We start from the raw sequence: 24,914 nt of genomic DNA on the forward strand, positions 1-24,914 counted from the left end.
TCAATTTCCTCCTGATATCTTTTTTAATCGAGCAATAGTTATCTTGACATTCTTGTTCCAGATCACCTTCAGCGCGCTCCAGCCGATTGTTCCAAGTCTTATCCTGCCCTTCATGAACAGGTCTCCCTCCAGCCGGGCTTCAGAGAAATCCGGTGTTATATCTATATTATCATAGTATAGCGGGAAAAGCAGGCTCATATACCCCAGGCGCTCACCTGTTGTTGCCGGGTCATCCGCACCATATATGATCTGCCCCTTAAGCTTTGTGGGCTTAAGATGCTTTAACACCTTTATCAGTTCAACCTTGAAAACTCTCATGGCTTCCTTTGTTCTGACATTGTGTACAAGCTTAGTATAGCCATCTTTTTTCTTTTTCAGACTGGCAAACTTCTCTGACAGATCTTTGAACTTCGATACAACCGTCTTTGCCATACTGTCTATCCTTCTGCCCAGCCTGATGAGCGGCCCCGGTACGGGCTCCTCAAATTCGCTGTCCTCAAGAAGAAACTGCCTGTCCTCCGGCTCCACCGATGGATAGTCTTCATATCCCGGACTGTCAGAAGCTTCTTCCTCTGTCTCAGCCCGACTGTATTCCCCGGGTTCAGAATATACCTCTCCTTCCGACTCCGGTATGGCACTTTTTTCGCTGCCCATGATGGTTCCGCCAAACAGCCTCAGCCTGTACCGAAGGCCGTCCGAATCATACAAAACCTTAAAACACAGGACAAAACCAAGCCATCTGGCAGAGAGCTTCGCAAATATGTCATCATCCTTCTTCACATACGCCCTGTATCTCACCGGCGCAAACAATACGAGAAGTGCAAGAAGCACTACCAGTCCCACCAGCGACAGGATAACTATGAGCAGTATCTTCAATATCAACCAAACAATATGCATGCTCCATCCCCTTAGACCCAGAGACTATCTGGTCACGATGCAAAAAATCTCTCCACATCAACATCCCCGGTCTTCTTATATATATCATCTATTATATCCCTGACAAGCAGTACAGCCTGGAATCTGCTTGGAGCTGCACCGACAATATGTATAGCATCGCCCATGTCAGTGTAGATCTTCTGCCTGAGTTCATTCAACTCATATATCTCCAGAATCCCATCTCCAAACAACGGAAGTGTGATAACGAACACTCCAGGCACATATTTTACTCTATGGAAGCGCCTTATTCCTCTGACCATCCTTATGATCTGCCGGTCCCGGGCTCCACCAACATAAAACTTATCATCAATGACCATATTCAATCACCTGTAATAAACAGTTTATTCTTCCATCATCTGCTTTATAACAATATAGTCCGCAAGAAGTTCACTCTTTTCCCTGCATCTCGAAAGAGATCCGTTTACATATTCCCTGATCTCATCAGTGGTGTTGAAGAAAACAGGTATGTTGGAGAGTATCTTTGCCATGATGGCTCTGTTGACTGTCATTGAGTTAGCCGCAAACAGATCTGCAAACTCATTTGTCAGCTTCTCCTTACATGCAGCTATATAATCAGTATCCACATTGAGTACGCCCATCACAGCTATATTGTCTATATCCACAAACATACTTCCCGAGAGAAGCTTATCCATAATCTCCAGATCTCTGTATGTATCCTGAAGCTCATTTGCGGCAATATCATCGGTGTAACCGGTTGAGATGTCGTACACAGCGGACTCAAGCATTACCTTATGCTCTCCTGCCAGCTCCTGTTCTCCGACGATATCGTCAAGGAGTGCATATACATCCTCAAGATGCTCTCCGTCGTCAGCGACAGCCTTCTCTATGACGGTCATCGCTTTCTTACAGCTCTCAGATACGCCTTCCTTTGAATCCAGCGCAAGCATCATAACATAGAGATCGTTTACAAGCTCTATGATGAGCATATATTCAGTCACAACCGAATTCAGGAATGCTGCACTTCTGTCCAGCACATCAGTGAGCTTTCTGTAACCATCGTAATCAAGAGCAGTGTAATCACCGGCTTTTAAGACCTCAAGCGCCTCATGTAGTTCAGGGTACTCTGTCTCAAATCCCTCTGGAAGTCTTATGAGAGCAGTATTCTCGATCATCTCAATAAACTGGTCAAGAGACTCCTTCTCCACTCCATTATATATATCAAGAGTTTCTCCCAGAATGTCATAGAATCTGTTCTTTGTCATACGTATCGGGAGCTGTCCTATGATGGACTGCAGTTTGGAGTTGATGGCAACCTTGTCCTGATCTGCGAACACAAATCTGTATATCTCTTCTGCAAAGTCACTGACGCCCGCCTCATCGAGCTCCTTAAGCTCCTTCTGTATCTCCTCGTCAACATTCTCCGGATAACTGTATTCTTTCCTGTTTAAAATATACTCATACATCTCAAATGCATCCGTGTATGATGTGAGCACCTTCATCTTGGCTGTTATGGTGTTCCTGACATCCGAGATAAGCTTCATGTCAGCATCCTCGCACACCGTCTTATCTCCCACAACAAAGTCGCCTATCATCTTGTCGATCACAGCCTGGCACTGAGCGATATATGGATCATCAGGGACATCCCCATCCATATGCATGTCCTTGAGTGTCAGGTAATTCAAGGTGAATTTGTGGCATGCATATTCATAATTTGCTTTCGATGCCACCCCTGCAAACAGTGCAAGATTCCTGTCCAGATCCTTCTTTCTCTGTATATCGGTTATAAGCTTCTTCTCTTCATTATACATAATAAACTTCCTCTTTTATCTTCTTTATAAATCTTTGATCATATATCCTAGTTGTGTGTATGGGTAAACAGATGATCCTGACAATACTCCTTGTTACCTGTACACTTTGAGCAGTACCTGAACTGCAGATCAGGATAATCTTTGTCCGTTCTTCCACACACAACGCATCTGTGTCCGATATTCTCCTGTTTTGCTGTCCGCACCTGCCTGTTATAATTCCGCCGCCTCTTCATCTGCTTTGGCGAAAACTTTCTGAAGTTCTTCGTGCTCAGATAGAATATCACAAAGCTCACAAGTGACATGGCTATGTTCACTCTTCCCATAAATGTCTCATTGATGAAGTAATACGCTATAATGACGATATACAGTATCGAGAGATACTTCATCTTGATTGGTATGATCATGGCGTATAACACGCTCATGTCAGGATAGCATACCGCTATGGCAAGGAATATGGACATCAATATATAATATGTCGATGCATATGCGAAATAACCAGTCGAGCTCGCGTAATCATACCTTATGATATAGGTACAGAATATGTGTGCAAGCATTATACCGATCATGGTAAACAGCATGGAGCTGAACATGTACAGATTATAAAGGAATGTTCCGATAGTACGTTCCAGCAGAGATCCCAGACTGTAGTAAAATATCAGCATGATTATCGTGAATATATCGACACCGAATACCGGTGGTGTGATTATCCATGTGAAAAGTCTCCACACCTGTCCATGCATTACCGCCGCCGGATCAAGTGTCAACATGAACAGTATCTTTGGCTGGAACATGAACAACAGATATCCTATACCGTAGCCTATGATGAGGTATAATGTGAGGTTTCGAATGGAGTATCTGCCAAACTTCTTCTCGATCTTACTTATTATATTCATAGAAAAACTCCTGTCATACTTTTTTAAACTACACCTTTTGAATTATATAATATAAAAAATGAGTTTACAACAGTAGAATAATTAAGTTTTTCTAACCTGGCGGATAACAGCAAAATAGCTGCCAGCTATAAACCGGCAGCCAGGACAGATATCATACAGCCATGTGCATCCATCTACTTCTGAAAGTCCACATACTTTATCTCCATGTCCGCGGCAAGGGCCATCTTGTAGAGATCCGGATTGAATTTGAACAGATCATCCGGAGATACTCCGGTATTCTTAAGGACATCCTCAAATGTATCTCCATCCTGCACTGTATATATAAGAAAATCTTCCTCCATGATCACGGGAATACACACTTCATCCCCCGGCTGCATATTGTATACGTTGATGTACGGGTTTGCTGATATGATGTCGCTGAGCTTTACCTTGTATATCCTGGACAGCTTATACAGTGTGTCCCCTCTCTTCACTACATGGATAACTCCGTTACAGGTATCAAAATTCATAGCTTACCCCTGAAAGGCTTTTTTATAATATATTCACCTCCGATGATATAGTTACCTGCAAAAAACTTTTATTTTTACATTTTCTGGTAATGGTTAAGTTTTTATAAAGTCATTGTATTTTTTTAAACCCTACACTATAATAAAGTAGCTTTATCGGCAGAAATGTCGAAATCAAACACATTCAACACACAAAAGAAATTGGAAGGGTTGTTTTATGTACACATTAGGAATTGATATTGGATCAACAACAGTTAAGGTTGCTGTCCTTGACAAGGACAACAAGATACTTTTCTCCGATTACAAAAGACATTTTGCAAATATCAAAGAAACACTTAAAGATCTTGTACAGGAAGCAAAGGATGCCCTCGGCGAGAACGAGGTCAATCCATGTATCACCGGTTCTGGTGGACTGGCACTCGCCCAGCTCATCGGTGTGCCATTTACCCAGGAGGTAGTCTGTGTATCAGAGGCACTGCAGGACTATGCACCACAGACCGACGTGGCAATAGAGCTCGGCGGTGAGGATGCCAAGATCATATATTTTACAAACGGAATCGAACAGCGTATGAACGGCGTATGTGCCGGAGGTACCGGTTCTTTCATCGACCAGATGGCTACTCTTCTTCAGACTGACGCATCAGGTCTTAACGACTATGCAAAGGACTATGATACCATCTATCCTATCGCTGCAAGATGTGGTGTATTCGCTAAGACAGATATCCAGCCACTCATCAACGAAGGAGCTACAAAGCCAAACCTGGCCGCATCCATATTCCAGGCCGTTGTCAATCAGACTATATCAGGTCTTGCATGTGGTAAACCAATCAAGGGAAATGTTGCATTTCTTGGTGGTCCTCTTCATTTCCTTCCGGAACTGAAGAATGCATTTATCCGAACACTCAATCTTACAGGCGACGCCATCATAGATCCAGGACACTCACATCTGTTCGCCGCAGTAGGTGCTGCCATGAACTCCAAACCTGAGGTGTCCATGACGCTTTCAGAGCTCATCCACGCTCTCTCCCAGGAGCTCAATCTCTCCTCTGGTGTGGAGAGACTTGCACCTCTTTTTGAAAGTGATGAGGATTACGAGAAATTCAAGGCAGATCACAACAAATACGCTGTAAAGCGCGGTGATCTCGCTACATATAAAGGAAACTGTTTCATCGGTGTCGACGCAGGTTCAACCACAACCAAGGTTGCCCTCGTCGGAGCTGACGGCGAACTTCTCTACGACTTCTACAGCAGCAACAACGGAAGTCCACTTAACACCACCATCAGAGCTATAAAGGATATATACAGCAAGCTTCCTGATGGCGCAGTGATCGCAGGCTCATGTTCTACTGGTTACGGTGAGGCTCTTATCAAGCAGGCTCTCTCTCTGGATTTCGGCGAGGTTGAGACAATAGCCCACTACACAGCCGCAGCATTCTTCGACCCTGAGGTCGACTGCATTCTTGATATCGGCGGTCAGGATATGAAGTGTATCAAGATCAAGAACGGCGTTGTAGATAACGTTATGCTGAACGAGGCCTGTTCATCAGGATGTGGATCATTCATAGAGACATTTGCGAAGTCACTGAACTATGACATAGCAGATTTTGCGCACATCGCCATCACAGCGAGAACACCTATAGACCTCGGTTCAAGATGTACCGTTTTCATGAATTCAAAGGTTAAGCAGGCGCAGAAGGAGGGCGCATCCGTGGCTGATATATCAGCCGGACTTGCATACTCTGTTATCAAGAACGCCCTGCTCAAGGTTATAAAGCTCACAGATCCTAAGGATCTCGGCAAGAACATTGTGGTACAGGGTGGTACCTTCTACAACGATGCTGTCTTAAAGAGCTTTGAGGTCATATCAGGAAGAACAGCCATAAGACCTGACATCTCAGGTATCATGGGTGCTTTTGGTGCTGCCCTCATCGCTAGGAACAAGTACAAAGAGGGATTTGTCACGACCATGCTCCCTATCGAGGAGATAAGAAAGCTCACATATGAGAGCTCCATGACAAGATGTAAAGGATGTACAAACAACTGTCTCCTTACAATAAACAAATTCTCAAACGGCAAGAGGTTCATCACCGGAAACAGATGTGAGAAGGGTGTCGGTCTGAAGAAGAACGCAGACAACATTCCTAACCTCTTTGAATATAAGCTTGGAAGAATATTTGGCTATGAGTCACTTAAACCTGAGGAGGCAAAGCGTGGCGTGATAGGTGTTCCTCGTGTACTCAACATGTACGAGAACTATCCTTTCTGGCACACATTTCTCACAAAGCTTGGATTCTCAGTTGTACTGTCTCCAAAGTCATCGAGAAACATATACAGCCTGGGTATCGAATCCATACCTAGTGAGTCAGAGTGTTACCCTGCCAAGATCTCACACGGACACGTTATGTGGCTGCTGAAAAATGGAATCAAGTCCATCTTCTACCCATGTGTACCATATGAAATGAACGAGACTCCTGAGGCAAACAATCACTACAACTGTCCTATCGTTGCTTCTTATGCAGAGAACATCAAGAACAACATGGAGGAACTCAAGGCTGACGACATAACATTCATCAGACCATTTGTGGCCCTGGACAACGAGGAAGCTCTCGTAAAACGTATGTACCGTGAGATGTCCAAGTACTATGATGTGACAATGGACGAGATTGGAAGCGCCATACATGCGGCGTACGCAGAGGCAGAGAAGGTCAAGGAGGATGTGCGTGCTAAGGGCGAAGAAACTCTCAGATACATTGATGAACACGATATGCTCGGCATAGTTCTGGCTGGTCGTCCATATCATCTGGACCCTGAGATCAACCATGGTCTCCCAGAGCTCATCAACTCATACAAGATTGCTGTATTTACCGAGGATTCAGTCGCACACCTTGGCAAGGTCGAGAGACCTCTTATTGTCTCCGACCAGTGGATGTACCACTCAAGACTGTACAAGGCAGCCAACTACGTCAAGACCTGTGACAACTTAGAGCTCATACAGCTCAACTCATTCGGCTGTGGTCTGGACGCTGTAACAACTGACTGTGTCAACGATATACTTACCAAGTCAGGCAAGATATACACTGTCCTCAAGATCGATGAGGTCAGCAACTTAGGTGCAGCAAGGATCAGAATCAGATCCCTCATAAGCGCGGTCAACTCAAGACATGAACAGCACTACAAGACATGTCCGTCAAGCAGTGCCATCAACAGAATAGAATTTACCAAGGAGATGAAGAAGGACTATACAGTTCTTGCACCTCAGATGTCTCCTATCCATTTCGATCTTCTTGCACCTGCATTCAAGTGCATGGGAATCAACATTGAGATCCTGCCGGATGCAACCAAGGAGACGATAGATGTTGGTCTGAAATATGTAAACAACGACGCATGTTATCCATCTCTGATCGTTGTCGGACAGATGATGAGCGCCATCACTTCAGGAAAGTACGATGTGAACAAGCTGGCTGTCATCATGAGCCAGACAGGAGGCGGATGCCGTGCAACAAACTATGTAGGATTTATCAGACGTGCCCTCTCCAAGGCAGGCTACGGTCAGATACCTGTAATAGCACTGTCAGCCCAGGGCTTTGAGAAGAACTCAGGTTTCAAGATAAGCTACAAGGTCGTAAAGCGTGCAATGCAGGCTCTGATATACGGTGATGTATTCATGAGATGTCTGTACAGGACAAGACCTTACGAGAAGGAAAAGGGTTCGGCAAATGCACTCCATGAGAAATGGAAGAAGGTTTGTCTGGAGAGCCTTACAAAGACCGGAAGCAACGCAGTATTCAAGAAGAATATACAGGGAATCGTCCACGACTTCGATACTCTTCCACTCCTTGATATCAAGAAGCCTAGAGTCGGAATTGTTGGAGAGATACTTGTAAAGTTCCTTCCATCAGCCAACAACCACTTAGTTGACCTGCTGGAAGCAGAGGGAGCAGAGGCTGTTATGCCAGATCTCCTGGACTTCTTCATGTACTGCTTCTACAACAACAATTACAACTATGAGTTCCTTGGCAAGACCAAGAAGGGAGCCATAGTCAGCAACACTGTTATAAAGGTTCTGGAATCCTTCAGAAAACCTGCAAGGGATGCTCTTGAAAAGAGTAAGCGATTCGAGGCTCCTGCCCATATCGAAAAGCTTGCTGCCTATGCAAGACCAATCGTATCCATAGGAAACCAGAACGGTGAGGGATGGTTCCTTACAGGTGAGATGATAGAGCTCATAAAGAGCGGTGCTCCGAACATCGTGTGCGCACAGCCATTTGCATGTCTTCCAAACCACATCGTGGGCAAGGGTGTTATCAAGCATCTGCGTGAGGCTTATCCTGAGGCAAACATCGTGGCAGTCGACTATGATCCTGGTGCATCTGAGGTCAATCAGGTAAACAGAATCAAGCTCATGCTTGCAGCGGCAAATAAGAATATGAAGAAATAAAATATCTATATATAACAATTTAAACACATTAAAAAAGAACCTGAAGCAGTCAATATCTTACTGCTTCAGGTTTTTTTTATATTTTATTTATTTATGATTTTTCCGGCTATCGCAACAATTTACTCGGAGTCTTTTGGTGCTACCATATACTTTTATTTATGACTCAATGGTCAGGCTATGACATATTCCTTTCTGTCACAATTCTCGAAAAGCTCATAATCAAGTCTTCTCTGTATCTGTGAATGAATAAATCGAACTCCCATCCCATTCTCCGCAGCTTCCTTTGCCAGCTTATGTTTTGCTGTCTCTGACATCTTAAGCTTAACGCCATAGTAATCAGAAAGCTTTCTGACAGGACTTATTCTTTTGTCATTTAATATGGCGTAGAAGTCATCCTCAGTCATCTCCCTGAGCTGAACTATATTCCCTATGCGCCCCGCTATTTCACATCTCACATTTGCATACTGTACAAGATCTTCCTGAGTGAATGTACTCCTGTATCCGTCAAATGACTCGTCAGACGATACTGCACCAAAACCTATAGCCCTGCTCTTATTCACAGCCACCGCCTTCGCTCTGACCATGGAATCGAAGGAACCCAGGAACACAAAACTTACATTTGATGTATCTATATCAAGAGCTGGTTCACTGTTCGACGGATTGCCATCAAAATGAACCATGTCCCCCTCCAGAACCTTCAGCAGTTCATTCTGGACTATGTAGCTGTAATGTCTGTCGTCCGCGTCCTCAAACATCTTGTCGGCCTCATCGAGAACGATGACCAGATGGCTCATCTTATCCTGATCCACACCGTCGAACAGGTTTCGAACCTTCGTATTGCCCTTCCAGCCCGCGCCCGTCAGAGAGGTGGCATTGTGGATCACTATGTTCGGATATAGCTTTGCGAGCTGCCTGAATATCTCTGTCTTGCCACAGCCGGTAGGGCCTGCAAAGAGTACATTCTGCCTCCTGCCATTCACATGGTTCCAGAGGAGCATGGCAGCGGCGTGCTTTGCCTCCTTCTGGCCGTACACTCTGCGGTCAAGATATTCATATATCTTCGCCGGCGAGCTCAATATTCCTTTTGCATCAGTGCTTCTTTTATCAGACTGTGTCTTTGTTTTGGATGGATTATCGCTGTCTATCTCCTTGGAAGCAGCATATCCGGCTGTTCTTTCATTTCTATCCGCCGCTTTTGCATCACAGGGGATATGCTCTTTACTTGAACGCTCATAAGCACAAAGCAATGTCGCTGCCATGTCCTCCACGTCACTGTCGCTAAGTGTAAGATTCTCAAGTGCAGTAAAAAGCAGTTCACCAATCTGACCGCTTGGCCGATGCTGCCATACATCATTTAATTCATTTACTTTATCAAGCGCCTGGTAATACTCTTCGTCGGACATCTCATCAAAGTCCCCGGCCTTTGCTTTCTTTGTGAAATCTACTGCCGGATTTGCAATGCTTCTGTTTCTGTATCCATTTGATGTTGCTCTAAGTAATTCCTCGTAAAGTTCTCTCATATTGTCGATCTTCATATGCATTTTCTCCTTTCGTCTTGCTCCACGAAACAGCTCACTGTCTGTGCCACATGGGATATTCTTTATTTGATAAACACAGTATAACTACAGCAATATTTAAGCTCGTAAAATTTACGAAGAAAAGCCACCAATCTGTGCCAATACAGATTGATGGCCTATAAACCAATGCAGCTATTTTATTTTTGGGCTTTGAAATGTCATTCTCAGCCGTTTTTTTCTTTCTTTCTCCTCCTGTTCCCTGTCGAACGCTTCAAGCGTATCTCTTATATCTGACTCATCAACATCTCCATATAATGCAGAGTTTCCTGTCACTTCGCCAGATATATCTGCCACCTCTGCTTTTACATTGTCATAGCCTTTGAAATACTTAAGGAAAACCTCCGGACAGCCTGCCGGGGCATCCCCATTATACCGCCTGTACTCCTCCATAGAGTCAGCCTTATAATCATAATTTCTAAACCAACTCACCGCCTCTGACATACCAGGGAACACATTTTCATCAAAGGTGCCTTCCTGAAACGCCGAAAATTCAAATGCACTTCCGCCATCTGTTCCGTAGAAATATACCACGCCGAACTCACAGTTGCTGGCAAGTCTCACATCAGCATTCTCCGCAAACTGCCTTTTGCCTATTAGGAATATTCCGCCGCCTGTATCATTATCAATCCACATCGGCATAAAGACATTCTGATAAGCAGATGCTCTCTTATCCGAATTCAGTCTGTCGCGGACATTATCACACGCATTGTAATATTCATCCCATGTCGTATAACCGCCGGGGATTTCAACATAGCCTGTACCGCCAGAAAATGGATTATCCCCCACATATCTGAAATACGCATCCATTATGTCCATACTTTTATCCTTCTTGCGGGGCTTGCCTCCATTTGAAAAGCCTGCGTCATAAAGCAATGTATTCACATCAATGGTTAATATGTCTCTCTGCAGGTTCTCCGTGAGCTTATCAAGAAATTCTGTATCAAAGAACATATCCGCTGCCATGTCAAATCCTGCACGATCTGTCTTTCCAATCTGCCGCAGTTTTTCAAGCCTTACCGCAGCCCGCCCGCAGCCATCAAATACATCTTTCCCAAATGTTCTCTTACCAAATTCTATAAAATGCGACAGCGCTTTCTTGTCAGGAATATATTTGCTGCTTCCTGACCAGAATTCCAGCAATCTTCTGACGTATCCTGAGGCCGATATAATACCATAATAAAAATCCAGGTAAGACGACATGAGCTCCACATACGGATTCTTCTTCTCACCATCAAACTCGAATGAGTCGAGCAGTTCGGATGAGATATGTCTAAGACTCTCTATATCTGCATCTATACCTATAACTGACTCTGATGCCTGGCATTTGTCCATATACTTATCAAGCATCCTCAGTCTGTCTCCACACGACCTGTCCTCCGCATGCTTTACCGCTTCCAGCTCTGTTTCAAGTTCTGACCTCATCGCAAGTCTGGATGCTTCATCCAACCCCTCTGCCGCAAATGATATGCTGTCCAGCAGTTTCTGGAGGCTGTTTATCTTCTCCAATGAAGCTGAAAGGCTTTTATCAGAAAGCAGCGCTTTCACAAGGAAACGGACATACTTTTTTCTGCTTGCCGCAGTGTCTGCCAGACAGTAATATTTCTCCTTCAAGCAAAGTCTTAGATTGTTCTCTCTTTTAGTTTTTACATATCCGTATAAGAAAGAATTCTCCATATTCTCATGGTAATCACGTCCTATCCTGGCATAAAATTCTTCTCTGAAACCAGCCACTTCCTATGCCTCCTCCCGAAGCTTCTTTATCGCATCTATCTGCTTCTTTATACTGATGTATGCCCTTGCGCAATTATCTGCATCAGTATACAGAGTCATCCCACGTCTGCCAAGGAATACATCCAGCATGCCCTCCACCAGGATATCAAATATCGTAAGCGGATACCTGATATCCCTGGATTCATCCGTATAAAAAAGCTCACGGAGCTTCATATATCTGGCACAGAACCCTTCAGTGTCAGGAAATTCCTGCCTGAACCGCTTCTCGCTTTCATCCCATCTGACTGCCAGCTCATCGAAATATCTGTTAAGCTCTGCCATATCCGTATCTTCTTCAACATCCACATATTCACTAATAGCCTCTTCTATCTCTTCGTCGGTCATAGCATTATCTTCAGCCTCATCCAGAAACTCATCATACATCTGCATCTGTTCCTGACAGTACGTATCAAGTCCATCCTTCATGCTCTGTGTAAGGCTGTCTCCGATATCTTTCCCGGTAATCGACTCATATGCCATGCTGAATATTTCAAACAGACCAGATGCTCCTCTGACGCCAAAATAAGTCTCCCCCCAGAGCTCATCATATCTTTTCTCGATTGGTCTTACAGAAAACTCTCTCACTCTTTTTGCATGAAGGTAAAGCTGCTGAAATGAATCGGCATACGGTTCAGCATAGATCTGTTCAACCCACTCCATCTCGCTTGTCATGAGCAGTATCATGCAGTAGAGATAATCATGTATAAATTCTTTGAATCTTGTCGGCATACATGGAATTTTCTCTTCCGAAGCTTTTTCTTCTGTCGCTTTCATTTTGCAAAAGTCATCATCCGAAAGCCCATTATCTTTTATCGTTTCGTCACTCTCTATCCACAGTCTGTTTCTTATACCATAGCTGTCCATGGATTTTACCAGCTCATTTACAAGTTTTTCCACAGCCGCAGCTTTTCCCGTTTCTCCATCTGCCAGACACCCCAACAGAAATGATGAGACTTTGTTGTCTCTTCCGCTTACAGCCTGATCCAGAGCCGATTCCAGCTCCCGAAACTTATTCTTGCGGAATTCTATATTTTTCCACTCTTTGTCCGATATTCTCAAAGCGATCACGACCTCTTCTTTCTATATAATAATAGGCAAATTCTCTATCAACCTAACTATTAAACTAATCTTTTGAAATGATTGCGAGATTAATCTACGTCATCAAACCTTAAGCTCATCTGCGTCTCCTTAAGGGATTTCACTTTGCGCTCTGTGATCTTGTCTAACTCACCAACAGTTCCGCACAGGAGAGGCGATCTTGGATCGTAGCATGCACAGTTTGATTTCACCGCAGCCTCAGAATAGTTGGCATAACAGTATCTGCAGCCGTTTAAACACGTGTTGTATGAGCCTATCTCCACGCTCTCCATACATCCACACTCCGGGCGCTGCACCTTATCCTTTGACACCTTTATATCACAGCCTATGATCTCCTCGATGAGCTTCTTATCTATGCAGCAGTTATGCTCAATTCCGCATTTTTCAAGGTCTATGACCTCCGCACATGTCGCAACCACCATACCGTGGCTCCTTGCTATGTCGGCGATGGTCTTTGCAAATGCCTCAAGCTCATCATGACTCATCTCATATCTGTCCACTGCTTCCATGTTCTTCTTGTTCTTGGTATATATGTCGACAAAGCTTATGACACACTTCTCAGTACATCCGTCAAGCGCCTCTGCGATCTGGGTAAATGCTTTTATGTGATACTCCGGCGTGTACTTGTGTGTTAATACGATAGGATCGTACCTCCATATGACGCGCTTTTTTCCAATCTTTGCCGAAAGCTGCCGAAAAGCCGGAATGAGCTTTTGCTTCTTATCCGGAAGATTAGCCTCCATGTCTTTGCCATATCCTGTCAGAGTAAACTGGAAGTAATATTTGTATGCCTCAAGCTCATCAAGTCTTGGAAGCATCGGTATCGGATTCTTTGTCCAGAACACAATGCAGTCCACCACATCCGGTGACAGATCAATCCTGCTTATCTGATGAGCGTTCATGGGATTCCTGACATACAGGAATCCCTCCTTTATTCTGTTGTAGAACCATTCCGAATAAAATGTCGGAATATCTGTTCTTCTGCTGGCACTAACTATCATAATTTTAAAATTCCCCTTGTATCTTCCATCGTTATCTGCTTCTTGATTCCTTCAAATTTGACATATCTTCCACAGATCATATTTGCAAATATCATTCTTCTCGCAAATGACTTGGCCATTATCCTGCCATCCTTGTCATAGAGTCCACAATTTTCGCCATTTGGAGTTATGCCATACCGCAGTCTTCCGTCAGCTTCCTCAACCTGCTCTATACAGCCATCGGCTATCAGTCCCTTAAAGATATTATCAATACTGAATACCTCCTGAAGCCCACGTACACTGTCAGGTACATATCCGGTCGTATCGGCAATAAGCTTGATAGCTTTTTCATGAACAGTCCACGGATACATATACATATTTTTTGCAAATTTATAAATATCCTGCGAGAATCCACTCCAGAATGTAAACCCTCTCATGGTTTCTTCAAGTATATCCAGGACTAGATTTTTATCGGTAAGTTCCCTGTTGTCAGCATTCCCTCTTGTTATCTTAAAAACCTGATAGCATATTCCATTTGTGCTGTCCATCGGATAATTGTGTATCTTATCACTGACATTTGTAAGCTCGTTCCATCTGTCTCTGTCGCATATCTTTTTACTGCCATAAAATATACTGTCAAATGAGTCATCATCGTCACGTCCAAAAAGCCATATCTTGTCCGGGGTATCCGGTGCCCCCACATAACTATGAAACTCGTCATATGTAAAATAACAGCCTCTGTTACTCTCCGGGCTCTCACAGATTTCCAGATCGTGTCCATACCTCTGCTCACAGTGCATTGGCTGCAGCAGCTCCACGTTCATTCCTCTCTCAATGAGACAGGTTCTAAGGTATGTTCCATAGCGGATATCATATGATTCATTCTGCTCTCTGCACACTCCATCGTCAGTTGGGACCTGTCTGTATGTGAATGCAACGTATACCGGCTTGTCCTTTATCCTTGAGTGTATTATGTGGGCAAATCTTGACATAGCCTGATATGTATTGTATAGCGACCTGTCCTCCACCTCATTGGGCACAGTGTGAATACATACCTCCTTCGTGGAATGAGGGAAGAAATAAATATCGCTTAGAGGTTCTCCTGGTCTGTTTTCCATATAACCCAGATACTCATTAAAGTCCGTGCATGATTTTATTTCATCCGCCGGCTCATGAAACAAATCTGGATGACCTGATCCTTTTGCATCATGTATACCAGATGCAATCTCATTGTATCTCACCATGTCCTGCTCCGGCATGTCAGCCGCTTCCGTGATCCTGTACGGCCAGCATACCGGGTCAATTCCGGTGTAATCAAGCTTACTTTCCGGGGCTTCGCCCAGCACTCTCGCCGCATAGGACATTCCCCAATAGTCAATGCCTGTGCCACAGCCTATGCTTACCGCCTTTATACTTTCAGGGTTATTCATATCTGCAAATATATCTGCGTAGGCTCTTGAAAACTGGAATCCATATGCTCTTGCATACTTCATAACATATAATGCGGTTATATGCTCATCATCATAATCCGCAGTTCCCGAATCGAACATATCATGGAACTCTGTAACAAATCTGACTCTCTCCTCTTCGGAAAGTCCTTCTATGTAATTTTCTAATTCAGTATATACTCTTTTCATGTACTCTCTTAAATTTATAACCGACATGGCAGACTCCTTTCTCCTACATCATGTAAAGTATAATATATATTCACTTAATGTTTCAATAACATCATATAGTTATCATAGCCGGTTTTTTCTCTGTGCATTGAGATACGCAGTCTTCTCGGCTGCTTTTTCCAGATAAAGCTTCGATCTTTTTAGACTATCCATACTGCTGTATATCGACAGCCCATGATCCCACATGTACGTGTCAAGCATTCCCTCCACAGCTTTTCTCATCTGTGACAGATAACTATACGGCACCTCATCGGAATATATCATATCCAAAAAACTGGCAAAACAACTGCAAACCTTATCCGAATCTTCCATCTGATCACACACAGAGACGATGGTTTTACTTTCATCCGCATCATGACCATCCTGTAAAAATCCCTCATCCACAAACTCGTCAGCATCCAGATTATCATATATCGGCTCCACAATATCAATATCATCAATATCGAAGTCATCCATATCACCCAAGTCCTCCATGTCCTCCATGTCCTCCATGTCATTCAGTTCTTCCATATCATTCGAATCCAAGTCTTCAAGCATTTCTTCTTCAATCTCCTGCATCCTTTTATAAACCTTATCGGACATCCAGTCAGGCTTATTGTCAGGATGCGAGTAGTCAAATGCAAAAACACACCATGATATAATACCTGCATCACCTATCCAGCCATCCACAATATACTCAAAAAGCAGCGTATCCTTATCATTATTTGATTCAAAATCAATACAGCCTGAGAGCAGATTATCAAATGAACCATTTGGAATGTTATCCATCAGGAATCCGTATTGGGAAAAATCCAATAAAGACATTTTTATCGCAAGATACAGATACATTCTCACATATCTGCAAAAGCTCTTCTGTTCCGGGAGTGCATTTTCCGCTGTTATGTGCCCCAACCACATCTTGTACCTATATCCATATCGGTCCATGTCTTCCACGAGCTCTGTTATCAGCTTCTCCGCTTTTTTCTCATCAAATCTGCCATTCTCATCAGTCACCAGCGGTCTGATCAAATTACTTTTTCCACTTGCCTCACAGTCAAATTCCTTCATGAGCTTCCTGATATTTTCCTTATTATTTTTTAAGCTGCAATACTCTTTACAATTTTCAAATTTCATTTTCATGCCTCCTTGTTTTTGAACACCAGCCATGCAAATGGCAGGCGATGCATGTCTGATAAACTTTTTTCTGCTTCACTGTTTCTTATTATAGCTATGTATATATTTGTCTCGTAATATTTACGACATGTTTTCAGATGATTATAAATGTTTGTGGATTTTTCCAAACCTGTGTGCTATTTTGATGTTCTGGATTGTTTTATATATGAGATCTCAAATGAGAGAATTGCAGAAATTCATTTCTCACGTATTCTCATATAAACAAACTACGGAGGTGATAAATCTTGAAACAGCAGCAGCTGCTGGAGTTATATGATACATACTCGAACAACGTATTCCGTCTCGCTATGAGCTTTTTAGGCAACACAGCGGACTCTGAGGACATTGTTCAGAATGTATATACAAAACTTATAGAAAAAAGCCCACATATATCAAAGGGCAAAGAAAAATCATATCTGCTCACGATGACGGCAAATATGTGCAGGAATCATCTAAAATCCGCAGCGAACCGTCTAAGCAGCAGCTACGAGGAACTGAGCAGCGACTCTATCGTCAGCGGATTCAATATTGAAGAGCAATCCATGTACGAGGCTCTGGGGAAACTCCCTGACTCATACCGCACTGTTCTTTATCTGCACTACTATGAGGGATATACATTTGGAGAAATTGCAAAGATACTTCACCTGTCACCATCTGCAGTTTCAATGAGAGTATCCCGGGGACGAAAAGAATTAAAAGAAATATTGAAGGAGGAATAACATATGACAAACAAAGACAAGATCAGCAATATTGATGATTTCCAAAACTCAAATACATATAACACGTCTGATGATTCTGATGACAGCAAATTTACAGACTTGTACACTAAAACTATGGATAATGTGACTATGTCTCAGGAAAACAAGGATGTTATACGCGCAAAGCTTGCTGAGCAGTCCCAGACTGGCAGATCTGGACGAAAGCTCATCCGCATAGGAAAGTATTCAGCCATTGCCGCCACTGTGTGCGCAGTCCTACTGTGCATCCCGGCGACAAGGACAACCGTCTCAGCAGCCATCGACTACATAAAGCAGACATTCCACCTGGCAAATGGCACCGAGGTGACATACGAGGAAAACAGCGAGGGAAACTCCATACAGTTCACAATATCTACAGATGATGTCAACGGTTACACGAAAGTTGAAAATGGTCGTCTCTACCTTGTTCTCGGAAATACAAAAAAAGATATCACCGACCAGTGCGGTCCTGACAAATATTTCCGTCATGAGATCAAGAATGCAGACGGCTCACACAGCGTCATCCTCATAGGCGGTACACCTGAGAGCTGCGGATGGGCAGAGCTCTTCTTTGACAAGAATGGGAAATATGTATTTAACAACATGAACGTTGAAGACTACAGCGACCCATGGCTTAATGACGCCCTGCATGCTGAGGGTGTTGACACAGGCAATCCTTACCTGGATGATGACCTTTCAGATTCATCCGGCAGCGCCGCTGACGGAAATGCAACATATATCGAACAGTAATTTTTCCTAATAAGCCATATTAAAAAGCAAAAGATACAAAATTTTCCTAAACAAGCCTTTTTCGATCAAAAAGGGATAAATCATCAAATATTTACCTCATATTTCTCCCTTTTTGATGATTTAACCTTGTCTTAGGAAAATTTTGTATCTTTATTTCTTCTATCATATATATTTTTAGGAAAATAATCTCTGAATAGGTATCCATTCCGATCATTCTGTGTCGTGAGATTGATATAGAAATCGCTACAGTCTCATCGGAATTCCCTTATCCTGAAGGTATCTCTTCAGATCTCCTATCTCAAGCTCTTTATAGTGGAACAGCGAAGCCGCAAGAGCTGCATCAGCTCCGCCCTCTGTCAGGGCATCGTAGAAATGATCCTTAGTTCCTGCGCCGCCGGAAGCTATCACTGGAATATTCACATTGTCTGCTATGGTTCTGGTGAGTTCTATGTCATATCCCGCCTTTGTTCCATCGCAGTCCATGCTGGTAAGTAATATCTCTCCAGCTCCAAGCTCTGCGGCCTTCATGGCCCACTCAACTGCATCTATTCCACAGTCGATTCTGCCGCCGTGCTTGTATATGTTCCAGCCTGAACCATCATCACGTCTCTTGGCATCTATTGCTAAGACTACGCACTGGCTGCCAAACTTGTCAGCGGCATCAGCTATAAGCGTCGGATTGTCTATGGCTGCCGAGTTCACGGATATCTTGTCTGCGCCCTCACGGAGTATTGCCTTAATGTCATCGACAGTTCTTATTCCGCCGCCGACTGTAAACGGAATGAAGATAGTCTCAGCAACTCTTCTTACCATGTCGACAACTATATTTCTCTGGTCTGATGAAGCTGTTATGTCAAGGAAAACAAGCTCATCAGCGCCCGCCTTGTCATACGCTGCACCGACGGCAACCGGATCCCCGGCATCTATAAGATTTACGAAATTTACGCCCTTTACAACTCGTCCGTTCTTCACATCAAGACAAGGTATTATTCTCTTTGTATGCATGTCCTACACCTCCAGCTCTATAAAATTCTTCAGTATCTTAAGTCCAACCTCTGAGCTCTTCTCAGGATGGAACTGACATGCAAATACATTGCCGTGCTCCACGGAGGCATGGATCTGAGTTGAGTAGAATGTGGACGCTGCTACATCCTCCGGATTCTTAGCCTTCAGATAATATGAATGAACGAAGTAGACATATGGGTTCTCTGGAAGTCCCTTGAAAAGTCTTGCATTTGGATTTATCTCAAGATTATTCCATCCTATCTGCGGTATCTTAAGTCCCGGCGCATCCGGTATACGGAGTATCTCACCGTCCAGGATTCCAAGTCCTGTTGCCTCCGGTGACTCCTCGCTGGTCTTGAAGAGGAGCTGAAGACCAAGGCATATTCCGAGGAATGGCTTGTCTGCATCCACAACATCATAGATGACGTTCTCAAGACCATACTCCCTGATCTTATTCATGGCATCTCCGAAACTACCAACTCCCGGAAGTATCACCTTGTCGCTCGCCATGATCACATCTCTGTCTCTTGTGATGACAGCCTCCTCACCCAGATACTGCACTGCCTTCTCAACACTCTTTATGTTACCTGCATCGTAATCCAAAATTGAAATCATCTGTCTCTGTCCTTTCAAGTCTAACATATTTTGATCTATATTATATCTCTTCCCACTGGCACAAAACTTCTATCTGTCACTGTAGTGATATCTGCAAGCAAGAATATATACGTTATCATCATCGATCTTATATATTATTCTGTCTTTATCATTTACTCGTCTGCTCCAGAAACCAGTCAGATTTCCAGTTAATGGTTCAGGCTTGCCAATGCCTTCATTTCCATTTCTGCATATATCTTCTATAAGACTATTTATTTTCTTTAATGTCTTTCTGTCTTCCGTCTGCCAATAAACATAGTCTTTCCAACCATTATCAGTAAAGACCTTATTCATCCGCAGATACCTCCGTCAGATCATGAACAGCAAAGTTTCCTTTTTCAAGCTGTGCTTTTGATTCCATTAACCAATCATAATTGGCTTTATTTTCCATTACATACACATTTTCCATCAGGTTATTATATGCCTCTTCAGACAGCATAACAACATTTTTATTATCCTTACGAGTTACAATCATTGTTTCATAATCATCTGTAACTTTATCCATATACTTTTTCATATTATCGCGTAAGTTTGTATAATTAACAGCTAACATAAGAACACCTCCTCAGATTCACGTACAGCTTTCTGTACTTATATTGTACCGTACAGAAAACCGTACGTCAAGTATCTGTATTATCTTATGCCTATATTATAATAGATATTCTGCTCATGCATGCAATGTATTAGAACCTCAGCTTACTTCCCTTGCCGCCGCGCTTACCCGGCTTAACTCTGGTGAAGATTATCTCGTTGTCGCCAACCTTGAAGTTATCCTTCGTGCTTCCCACAAATACCGACTCAAGGACATCGTCACCCTCTAAGTTGATGAGCTTGACTCCCGCTGCGCCCTTGCCCTTTTCAGGAATCTCGGAGATATCAACTCTTATGTAATATCCTTTTTCTGACTGTGCAATAATAAAATCTCCATCAGAGAATTTACCTATGTAAATTATATCATCACCGACTTTTGAAGCATTTGCAGCACGCCTTGTGGTGTCAAATGCGGAGCCGTCAACAACCTTGGCAAGGCCCTGCCTGCTGACGAACAGCAACTTGTCAGTCACAAAATGCTCTATGCAGTCCATGAACAGGATATTCTCGTCACCGTTCATGTTGCAGAACTCGAACACCTGGATTCCCTTGTCGGCAAGACGTCCTATGAGGCTTCCGCCGCCCTTCTTGCTGGTGTTCTTCTTCGCCTGAAGCTTGATGATGTCGGCGACCTTGATGGTATACACCTGATTATTGTCGGCAAATACCGCTATCCTGTCAAGATTCTGACACTTAACCGCGAATCTGTAGTCCTTCGTGATCTGCTCTATGTTCTTCTCGTATACATTTGCATCTACGACCTTGATGTAATAGAATCTATCAAGAAGTACAGCCACATCTGTAGCCACAACCTCAGCCTTCTTCACAACAACAGTTCCATAGTCATGGATCTGTGTTCTTCTAGGTATAGCATACTTGGCCTTGATCTCAAGCATGTCATCTATCATCTGCTGCTTCATGGCATCCCTGGACTCCATGAGCCTTGTATACTTCTTGATGAGCTTCTCTGCGTCTGCCAGCTCTTTCTTGAGAGCATTGATCTCCAGACCTATGAGCTTCTGAAGTCTCATGGCAAGTATCGCATCCGCCTGTTTCTCTGTGAAACACAGGAACTTTGCATCCGCCTCTGAGCCCTTGAATCTGAACTTAACGTTTGATGTATCGCCGTGCATGAGACACGCCTTGGCATCTGCAACCTTTGTACTTCCGCGGAGTATCTCTATGATCAGGTCTATGCAATCGACAGCTGTGAGGAGTCCCATCTTGATCTCTCTGATCTCCTCCTGCTGTGCAAGAAGCTTTCTGTACTTCGTGTCATACAGACCGTACTTGAAATCTGTGTACACCTTCAGTATCTTCTTGAGTCCCATTACCTCCGGCTTGCCGTTGTTGATGCAGTTGATATTCACGCCAAATGTATCCTCAAGGGCTGCCTTCTTATATAATATATTGATAATGTTCTGTATCTCCTCATCAGAAGTTCCCTTCTTCACATCGATACACAGACATTCACCGTTCTTGTCTCCTCTGTCCGCAATATCCACGACAGCTGGAAGTTCTCTGTTCCTGACAAGCTCTGCAACAGTATCGAGGAACTTGGCGGTGCCTCCGATCATGGTATATGGAAGCTCTGTGACACAGATACTCTTTCTTCCGTATCCGATATCCCTGACCTCTACCTTACCGCGCACCTTGATCTTGCCAAGTCCTGTGGCATACACATTGTACAGTTCCTCAGGTGTGGCATTGATGATTCCACCTGTGGCAAAATCAGGTCCCGGCATGAGTTTTAACAGGTCCTCAAGCTCTATCTCAGGATCATTCAGATATGCAACAGTTGCGTCTATGACCTCACCGAGATTATGTGTAGGAATATTTGTCGCCATACCTACGGCGATACCGGTTGAACCGCTCACCAGGATATTGGGTACCTGGAAAGGCAGGAAAGTCGGTTCTGTCTCCGTTCCGTCAAAGTTCGGTATGAACTGATCCTTGAAAAACGGAAGATCCTTCATGCACACATCCTCTGTGTACTTAGATATACGCGCCTCAGTGTATCGCATGGCAGCCGCACCGGAACCGTCCACCGCACCAAAGTTGCCGTGTGGATCAACAAGTGGTATCGGCAGCTTCCAGTTCTGTGCCATATTTACAAGTCCTTCATATATGGAGCTGTCTCCGTGTGGGTGGTATTTACCCATTGTATCTCCGACTATTCTCGCACATTTTCTGTGTGGCTTGTCGGAACCTGCAAGACCATCCAGTGAGTAAAGTATTCTTCTCTGGACAGGCTTTAATCCATCCCTTACATCCGGGAGCGCTCTCTCTGTTATAACCGACATGGAATAATCCACATAGGACTGTCCCATCTCGCTCTCATAATCTACATTTAATATCTTTTCCGACATGATCTATCCCTTTCATAATACAAACTGTGAAAACGCGCTGCTAAGCATTCCAAAATATCACTTTTATATATCTAGCACCGCATCCGCACTGTGTGTCTCTATGTACTCTCTTCTAGGCGCAACCTCAGTTCCCATGAGCGTCTGTGTGAGCTGATTTGCCTCAACACGGCTGTTCACTGATACCTGCTTTAAAAGTCTTGTCTCAGGGTTCATGGTCGTCTCATAGAGCTGGTCTGCATCCATCTCACCGAGTCCCTTGTATCTCTGGATCGTGAACTTGTTCGTGTGTGTCTTTCTGTACTTTGCAAGCTCATCATCTGAGTACAGATATTTGATGTTCTTGCCCTCGCCAACTCTGTAGAGAGGCGGAATAGCTATGTATATATGTCCCTCGCTGATAAGGTCAGGATAAAATCTATAAAAGAATGTAAGCAGAAGTGTCGCTATGTGGGCACCATCCACATCGGCATCAGTCATGATGATTATCTTGTCGTAATTCAGCTTGCTTATATCGAAATCATTGCCGTATCCCTGCATGAAGCCACAGCCAAATGCATTGATGAGTGCTTTGATCTCGGCATTCTCAAGCACCTTTGCAACAGGCTTCTTCTCCACGTTGAGTATCTTACCTCTAAGTGGAAGTATTGCCTGATACTTTCTGTTTCTCGCGGTCTTGGCTGAGCCTCCCGCCGAATCTCCCTCGACTATGAATATCTCGCATTTAGACGAATCTGAGGACTCCTGCTTTGCAAGCTTGCCATTTCCCTCAAATGAAAACTTGTTTATATTGATCTTGGACTTCTCAAGCGCCTTTCTCTTGGAGAGAGCCACCGCCCTGTCCACTATATCCTTCAGCACATCATAATTTCTGTCAAAATAAACTGTGAGCTGTTCCTTCACGATATCGTCGACGGCCTTTGACACGTCCGTGTTGGAAAGCTTTGTCTTAGTCTGTCCCTCGAACTGCGGATCCGGATGCTTCACGGATATGATAGCCTGCATGCCAGATCTTATATCTGCACCTGTCAGATTGGAATCCTTCTCTTTCAGAGTTCCAAGCTCATTTCTCGCATAATTATTGATAAGCTTGGCAAATGCTGACTTGAATCCTGTCACATGGGTTCCACCTTCAGGATTCGTGATATTGTTGGTAAATCCTATGATATTCTCCTCGCCGTCCTCCGTCATCAGAAATACTATATCTGCGGCGATTCCGTCCTTCTCCCCCGATATGGCGACAACCGGTGATGTATGTGTGAGTCCCTGGGATATATCCTCAACAAATGCTGCAAGTCCCCCTGGCTGATGGAACACTATAGGCTCCTCGCCATCCCTCTTGTTCTGGAATGTGATCGTAAGATTCGGATTCAGATATGCTGTCTCTTTAATCCTCTGCTTGATGGCGTCCGCCTTGAACTTTACTGTCTCAAATATTGTATCATCAGGATAGAGTGTTACCGTCGTACCTGTTCTCTTTTCCTTGAGTTTTGTCTTTGGAAGCATACCGTCAACAAGTTCAGTTGTCGGTATTCCCTTCTCGTATGTATCGTGATAGAGGTAGCCATCCCTGGCAACATCTACTATAAGCTTGTTAGACAGTGCATTTACAACTGCAGAACCTACTCCGTGAAGTCCGCCGCTTATCTTGTAGGTGGAGCTGTTAAACTTGCCACCTGCATGCAACACTGTGTATACAACACGCTCCGCAGGAATTCCCTCCTGCTCATGTATATCGACAGGAACGCCTCGTCCATCGTCAGACACGGTTGCCGAGCCATCCTCGTTGATGCTCACCCATATATTGTTGCAATACCCAGCCAGATGCTCATCCACCGAGTTGTCTATAAGCTCCTGTATGAGGTGGTTCAGTCCGCTTCGCCCTGTGTTGCCGATGTACATTCCCGGTCTCAATCTTACCGGCTCAAGGCCCTTTAACACCTCAATGTTTTTTGCACTATATGACATAATCTTCTCCCATTTTATAAATATATTTGCAGATGCCAGAATCCAACA

20 protein-coding genes are annotated in these 24,914 nt (G+C 43.8%); 3 read left to right on the top strand and 17 right to left on the bottom strand.

The window, feature by feature from the left end:
- From ARA78_RS03580 to ARA78_RS03600, 5 genes are all read right to left on the bottom strand, one after another.
- Positions 1–897: a DUF2953 domain-containing protein gene (locus ARA78_RS03580; protein WP_055279985.1), complete on the bottom strand. Its 897-nt coding sequence runs from the start codon at positions 895–897 to the stop codon at positions 1–3.
- A 32-nt stretch (positions 898–929) separates the two neighbouring features.
- Positions 930–1,253: a hypothetical protein gene (locus tag ARA78_RS03585; RefSeq protein WP_015534869.1), complete on the bottom strand. Its 324-nt coding sequence runs from the start codon at positions 1,251–1,253 to the stop codon at positions 930–932.
- Positions 1,254–1,277: 24 nt separating this feature from the next.
- Positions 1,278–2,705 (bottom strand): hypothetical protein, encoded by a 1,428-nt coding sequence (locus ARA78_RS03590; RefSeq protein ID WP_055273441.1) that lies wholly within the window; start codon positions 2,703–2,705, stop codon positions 1,278–1,280.
- A 47-nt stretch (positions 2,706–2,752) separates the two neighbouring features.
- Positions 2,753–3,598: a hypothetical protein gene (locus tag ARA78_RS03595; protein ID WP_022216549.1), complete on the bottom strand. Its 846-nt coding sequence runs from the start codon at positions 3,596–3,598 to the stop codon at positions 2,753–2,755.
- 173 nt (positions 3,599–3,771) lie between these two features.
- The gene (locus ARA78_RS03600; protein ID WP_022216550.1) at positions 3,772–4,107 is read right to left on the bottom strand and encodes a LysM peptidoglycan-binding domain-containing protein; all 336 of its coding nucleotides are present in this window, start codon (positions 4,105–4,107) and stop codon (positions 3,772–3,774) included.
- A gap of 214 nt (positions 4,108–4,321) precedes the next feature.
- On the opposite strand from ARA78_RS03600, the gene ARA78_RS03605 reads away from it, so the two are divergent.
- Complete coding sequence (locus ARA78_RS03605) at positions 4,322–8,542, top strand: 2-hydroxyacyl-CoA dehydratase (RefSeq protein WP_055279986.1); 4,221 nt, start codon at positions 4,322–4,324, stop codon at positions 8,540–8,542.
- A gap of 170 nt (positions 8,543–8,712) precedes the next feature.
- Here the strand turns inward: ARA78_RS03605 and ARA78_RS03610 are convergent, their stop codons facing one another.
- From ARA78_RS03610 to ARA78_RS03635, 6 genes are all read right to left on the bottom strand, one after another.
- Positions 8,713–10,077, bottom strand: coding sequence for an AAA family ATPase (locus ARA78_RS03610; protein WP_055279987.1), 1,365 nt, complete (start codon positions 10,075–10,077; stop codon positions 8,713–8,715).
- A 174-nt stretch (positions 10,078–10,251) separates the two neighbouring features.
- The gene (locus ARA78_RS03615) at positions 10,252–11,850 is read right to left on the bottom strand and encodes a hypothetical protein (RefSeq protein WP_055279988.1); all 1,599 of its coding nucleotides are present in this window, start codon (positions 11,848–11,850) and stop codon (positions 10,252–10,254) included.
- A 3-nt stretch (positions 11,851–11,853) separates the two neighbouring features.
- Positions 11,854–12,948: a hypothetical protein gene (locus tag ARA78_RS03620; protein ID WP_055279989.1), complete on the bottom strand. Its 1,095-nt coding sequence runs from the start codon at positions 12,946–12,948 to the stop codon at positions 11,854–11,856.
- Between the two features lie 89 nt (positions 12,949–13,037).
- Positions 13,038–13,988, bottom strand: coding sequence for a DUF1848 domain-containing protein (locus tag ARA78_RS03625; protein WP_055279990.1), 951 nt, complete (start codon positions 13,986–13,988; stop codon positions 13,038–13,040).
- A complete protein-coding gene (locus ARA78_RS03630) occupies positions 13,985–15,604 on the bottom strand; it encodes a hypothetical protein (RefSeq protein ID WP_147360127.1) in 1,620 nt (539 codons plus the stop codon). Before ARA78_RS03630 ends, ARA78_RS03625 begins: the two co-directional genes overlap by 4 nt.
- Positions 15,605–15,706: 102 nt before the next feature.
- The gene (locus ARA78_RS03635; RefSeq protein WP_055279992.1) at positions 15,707–16,756 is read right to left on the bottom strand and encodes a hypothetical protein; all 1,050 of its coding nucleotides are present in this window, start codon (positions 16,754–16,756) and stop codon (positions 15,707–15,709) included.
- 284 nt (positions 16,757–17,040) lie between these two features.
- Between ARA78_RS03635 and ARA78_RS03640 the strand changes: the two genes are divergently transcribed.
- A complete protein-coding gene (locus ARA78_RS03640) occupies positions 17,041–17,514 on the top strand; it encodes an RNA polymerase sigma factor (RefSeq protein ID WP_004851201.1) in 474 nt (157 codons plus the stop codon).
- A 3-nt stretch (positions 17,515–17,517) separates the two neighbouring features.
- The gene (locus ARA78_RS03645; RefSeq protein ID WP_055279993.1) at positions 17,518–18,282 is read left to right on the top strand and encodes a hypothetical protein; all 765 of its coding nucleotides are present in this window, start codon (positions 17,518–17,520) and stop codon (positions 18,280–18,282) included.
- A 243-nt stretch (positions 18,283–18,525) separates the two neighbouring features.
- Here ARA78_RS03645 and hisF read toward each other — a convergent pair whose 3' ends face one another.
- From hisF to ARA78_RS03675, 6 genes are all read right to left on the bottom strand, one after another.
- The gene (gene hisF, locus ARA78_RS03650) at positions 18,526–19,287 is read right to left on the bottom strand and encodes an imidazole glycerol phosphate synthase subunit HisF (RefSeq protein WP_055222526.1); all 762 of its coding nucleotides are present in this window, start codon (positions 19,285–19,287) and stop codon (positions 18,526–18,528) included.
- A 3-nt stretch (positions 19,288–19,290) separates the two neighbouring features.
- On the bottom strand, positions 19,291–19,902 hold the full coding sequence (gene hisH / locus ARA78_RS03655; RefSeq protein ID WP_055222847.1) for an imidazole glycerol phosphate synthase subunit HisH: 612 nt from the start codon (positions 19,900–19,902) through the stop codon (positions 19,291–19,293).
- A gap of 69 nt (positions 19,903–19,971) precedes the next feature.
- A complete protein-coding gene (locus tag ARA78_RS03660) occupies positions 19,972–20,235 on the bottom strand; it encodes a Txe/YoeB family addiction module toxin (RefSeq protein WP_055273462.1) in 264 nt (87 codons plus the stop codon).
- Entirely contained in the window at positions 20,228–20,494 is a 267-nt protein-coding gene (locus ARA78_RS03665) for a type II toxin-antitoxin system Phd/YefM family antitoxin (protein WP_055279994.1), read from the bottom strand. Before ARA78_RS03665 ends, ARA78_RS03660 begins: the two co-directional genes overlap by 8 nt.
- A gap of 130 nt (positions 20,495–20,624) precedes the next feature.
- Positions 20,625–22,901, bottom strand: a complete 2,277-nt coding sequence (locus ARA78_RS03670) for a DNA gyrase/topoisomerase IV subunit A (RefSeq protein WP_055279995.1) — start codon at positions 22,899–22,901, stop codon at positions 20,625–20,627.
- Between the two features lie 63 nt (positions 22,902–22,964).
- Positions 22,965–24,866, bottom strand: coding sequence for a DNA gyrase/topoisomerase IV subunit B (locus tag ARA78_RS03675; protein WP_055273466.1), 1,902 nt, complete (start codon positions 24,864–24,866; stop codon positions 22,965–22,967).
- Positions 24,867–24,914: the final 48 nt, after the last annotated feature.

The organism is Coprococcus eutactus, assembly GCF_001404675.1.
In the GTDB taxonomy this organism is placed as follows: domain Bacteria; phylum Bacillota; class Clostridia; order Lachnospirales; family Lachnospiraceae; genus Coprococcus; species Coprococcus aceti.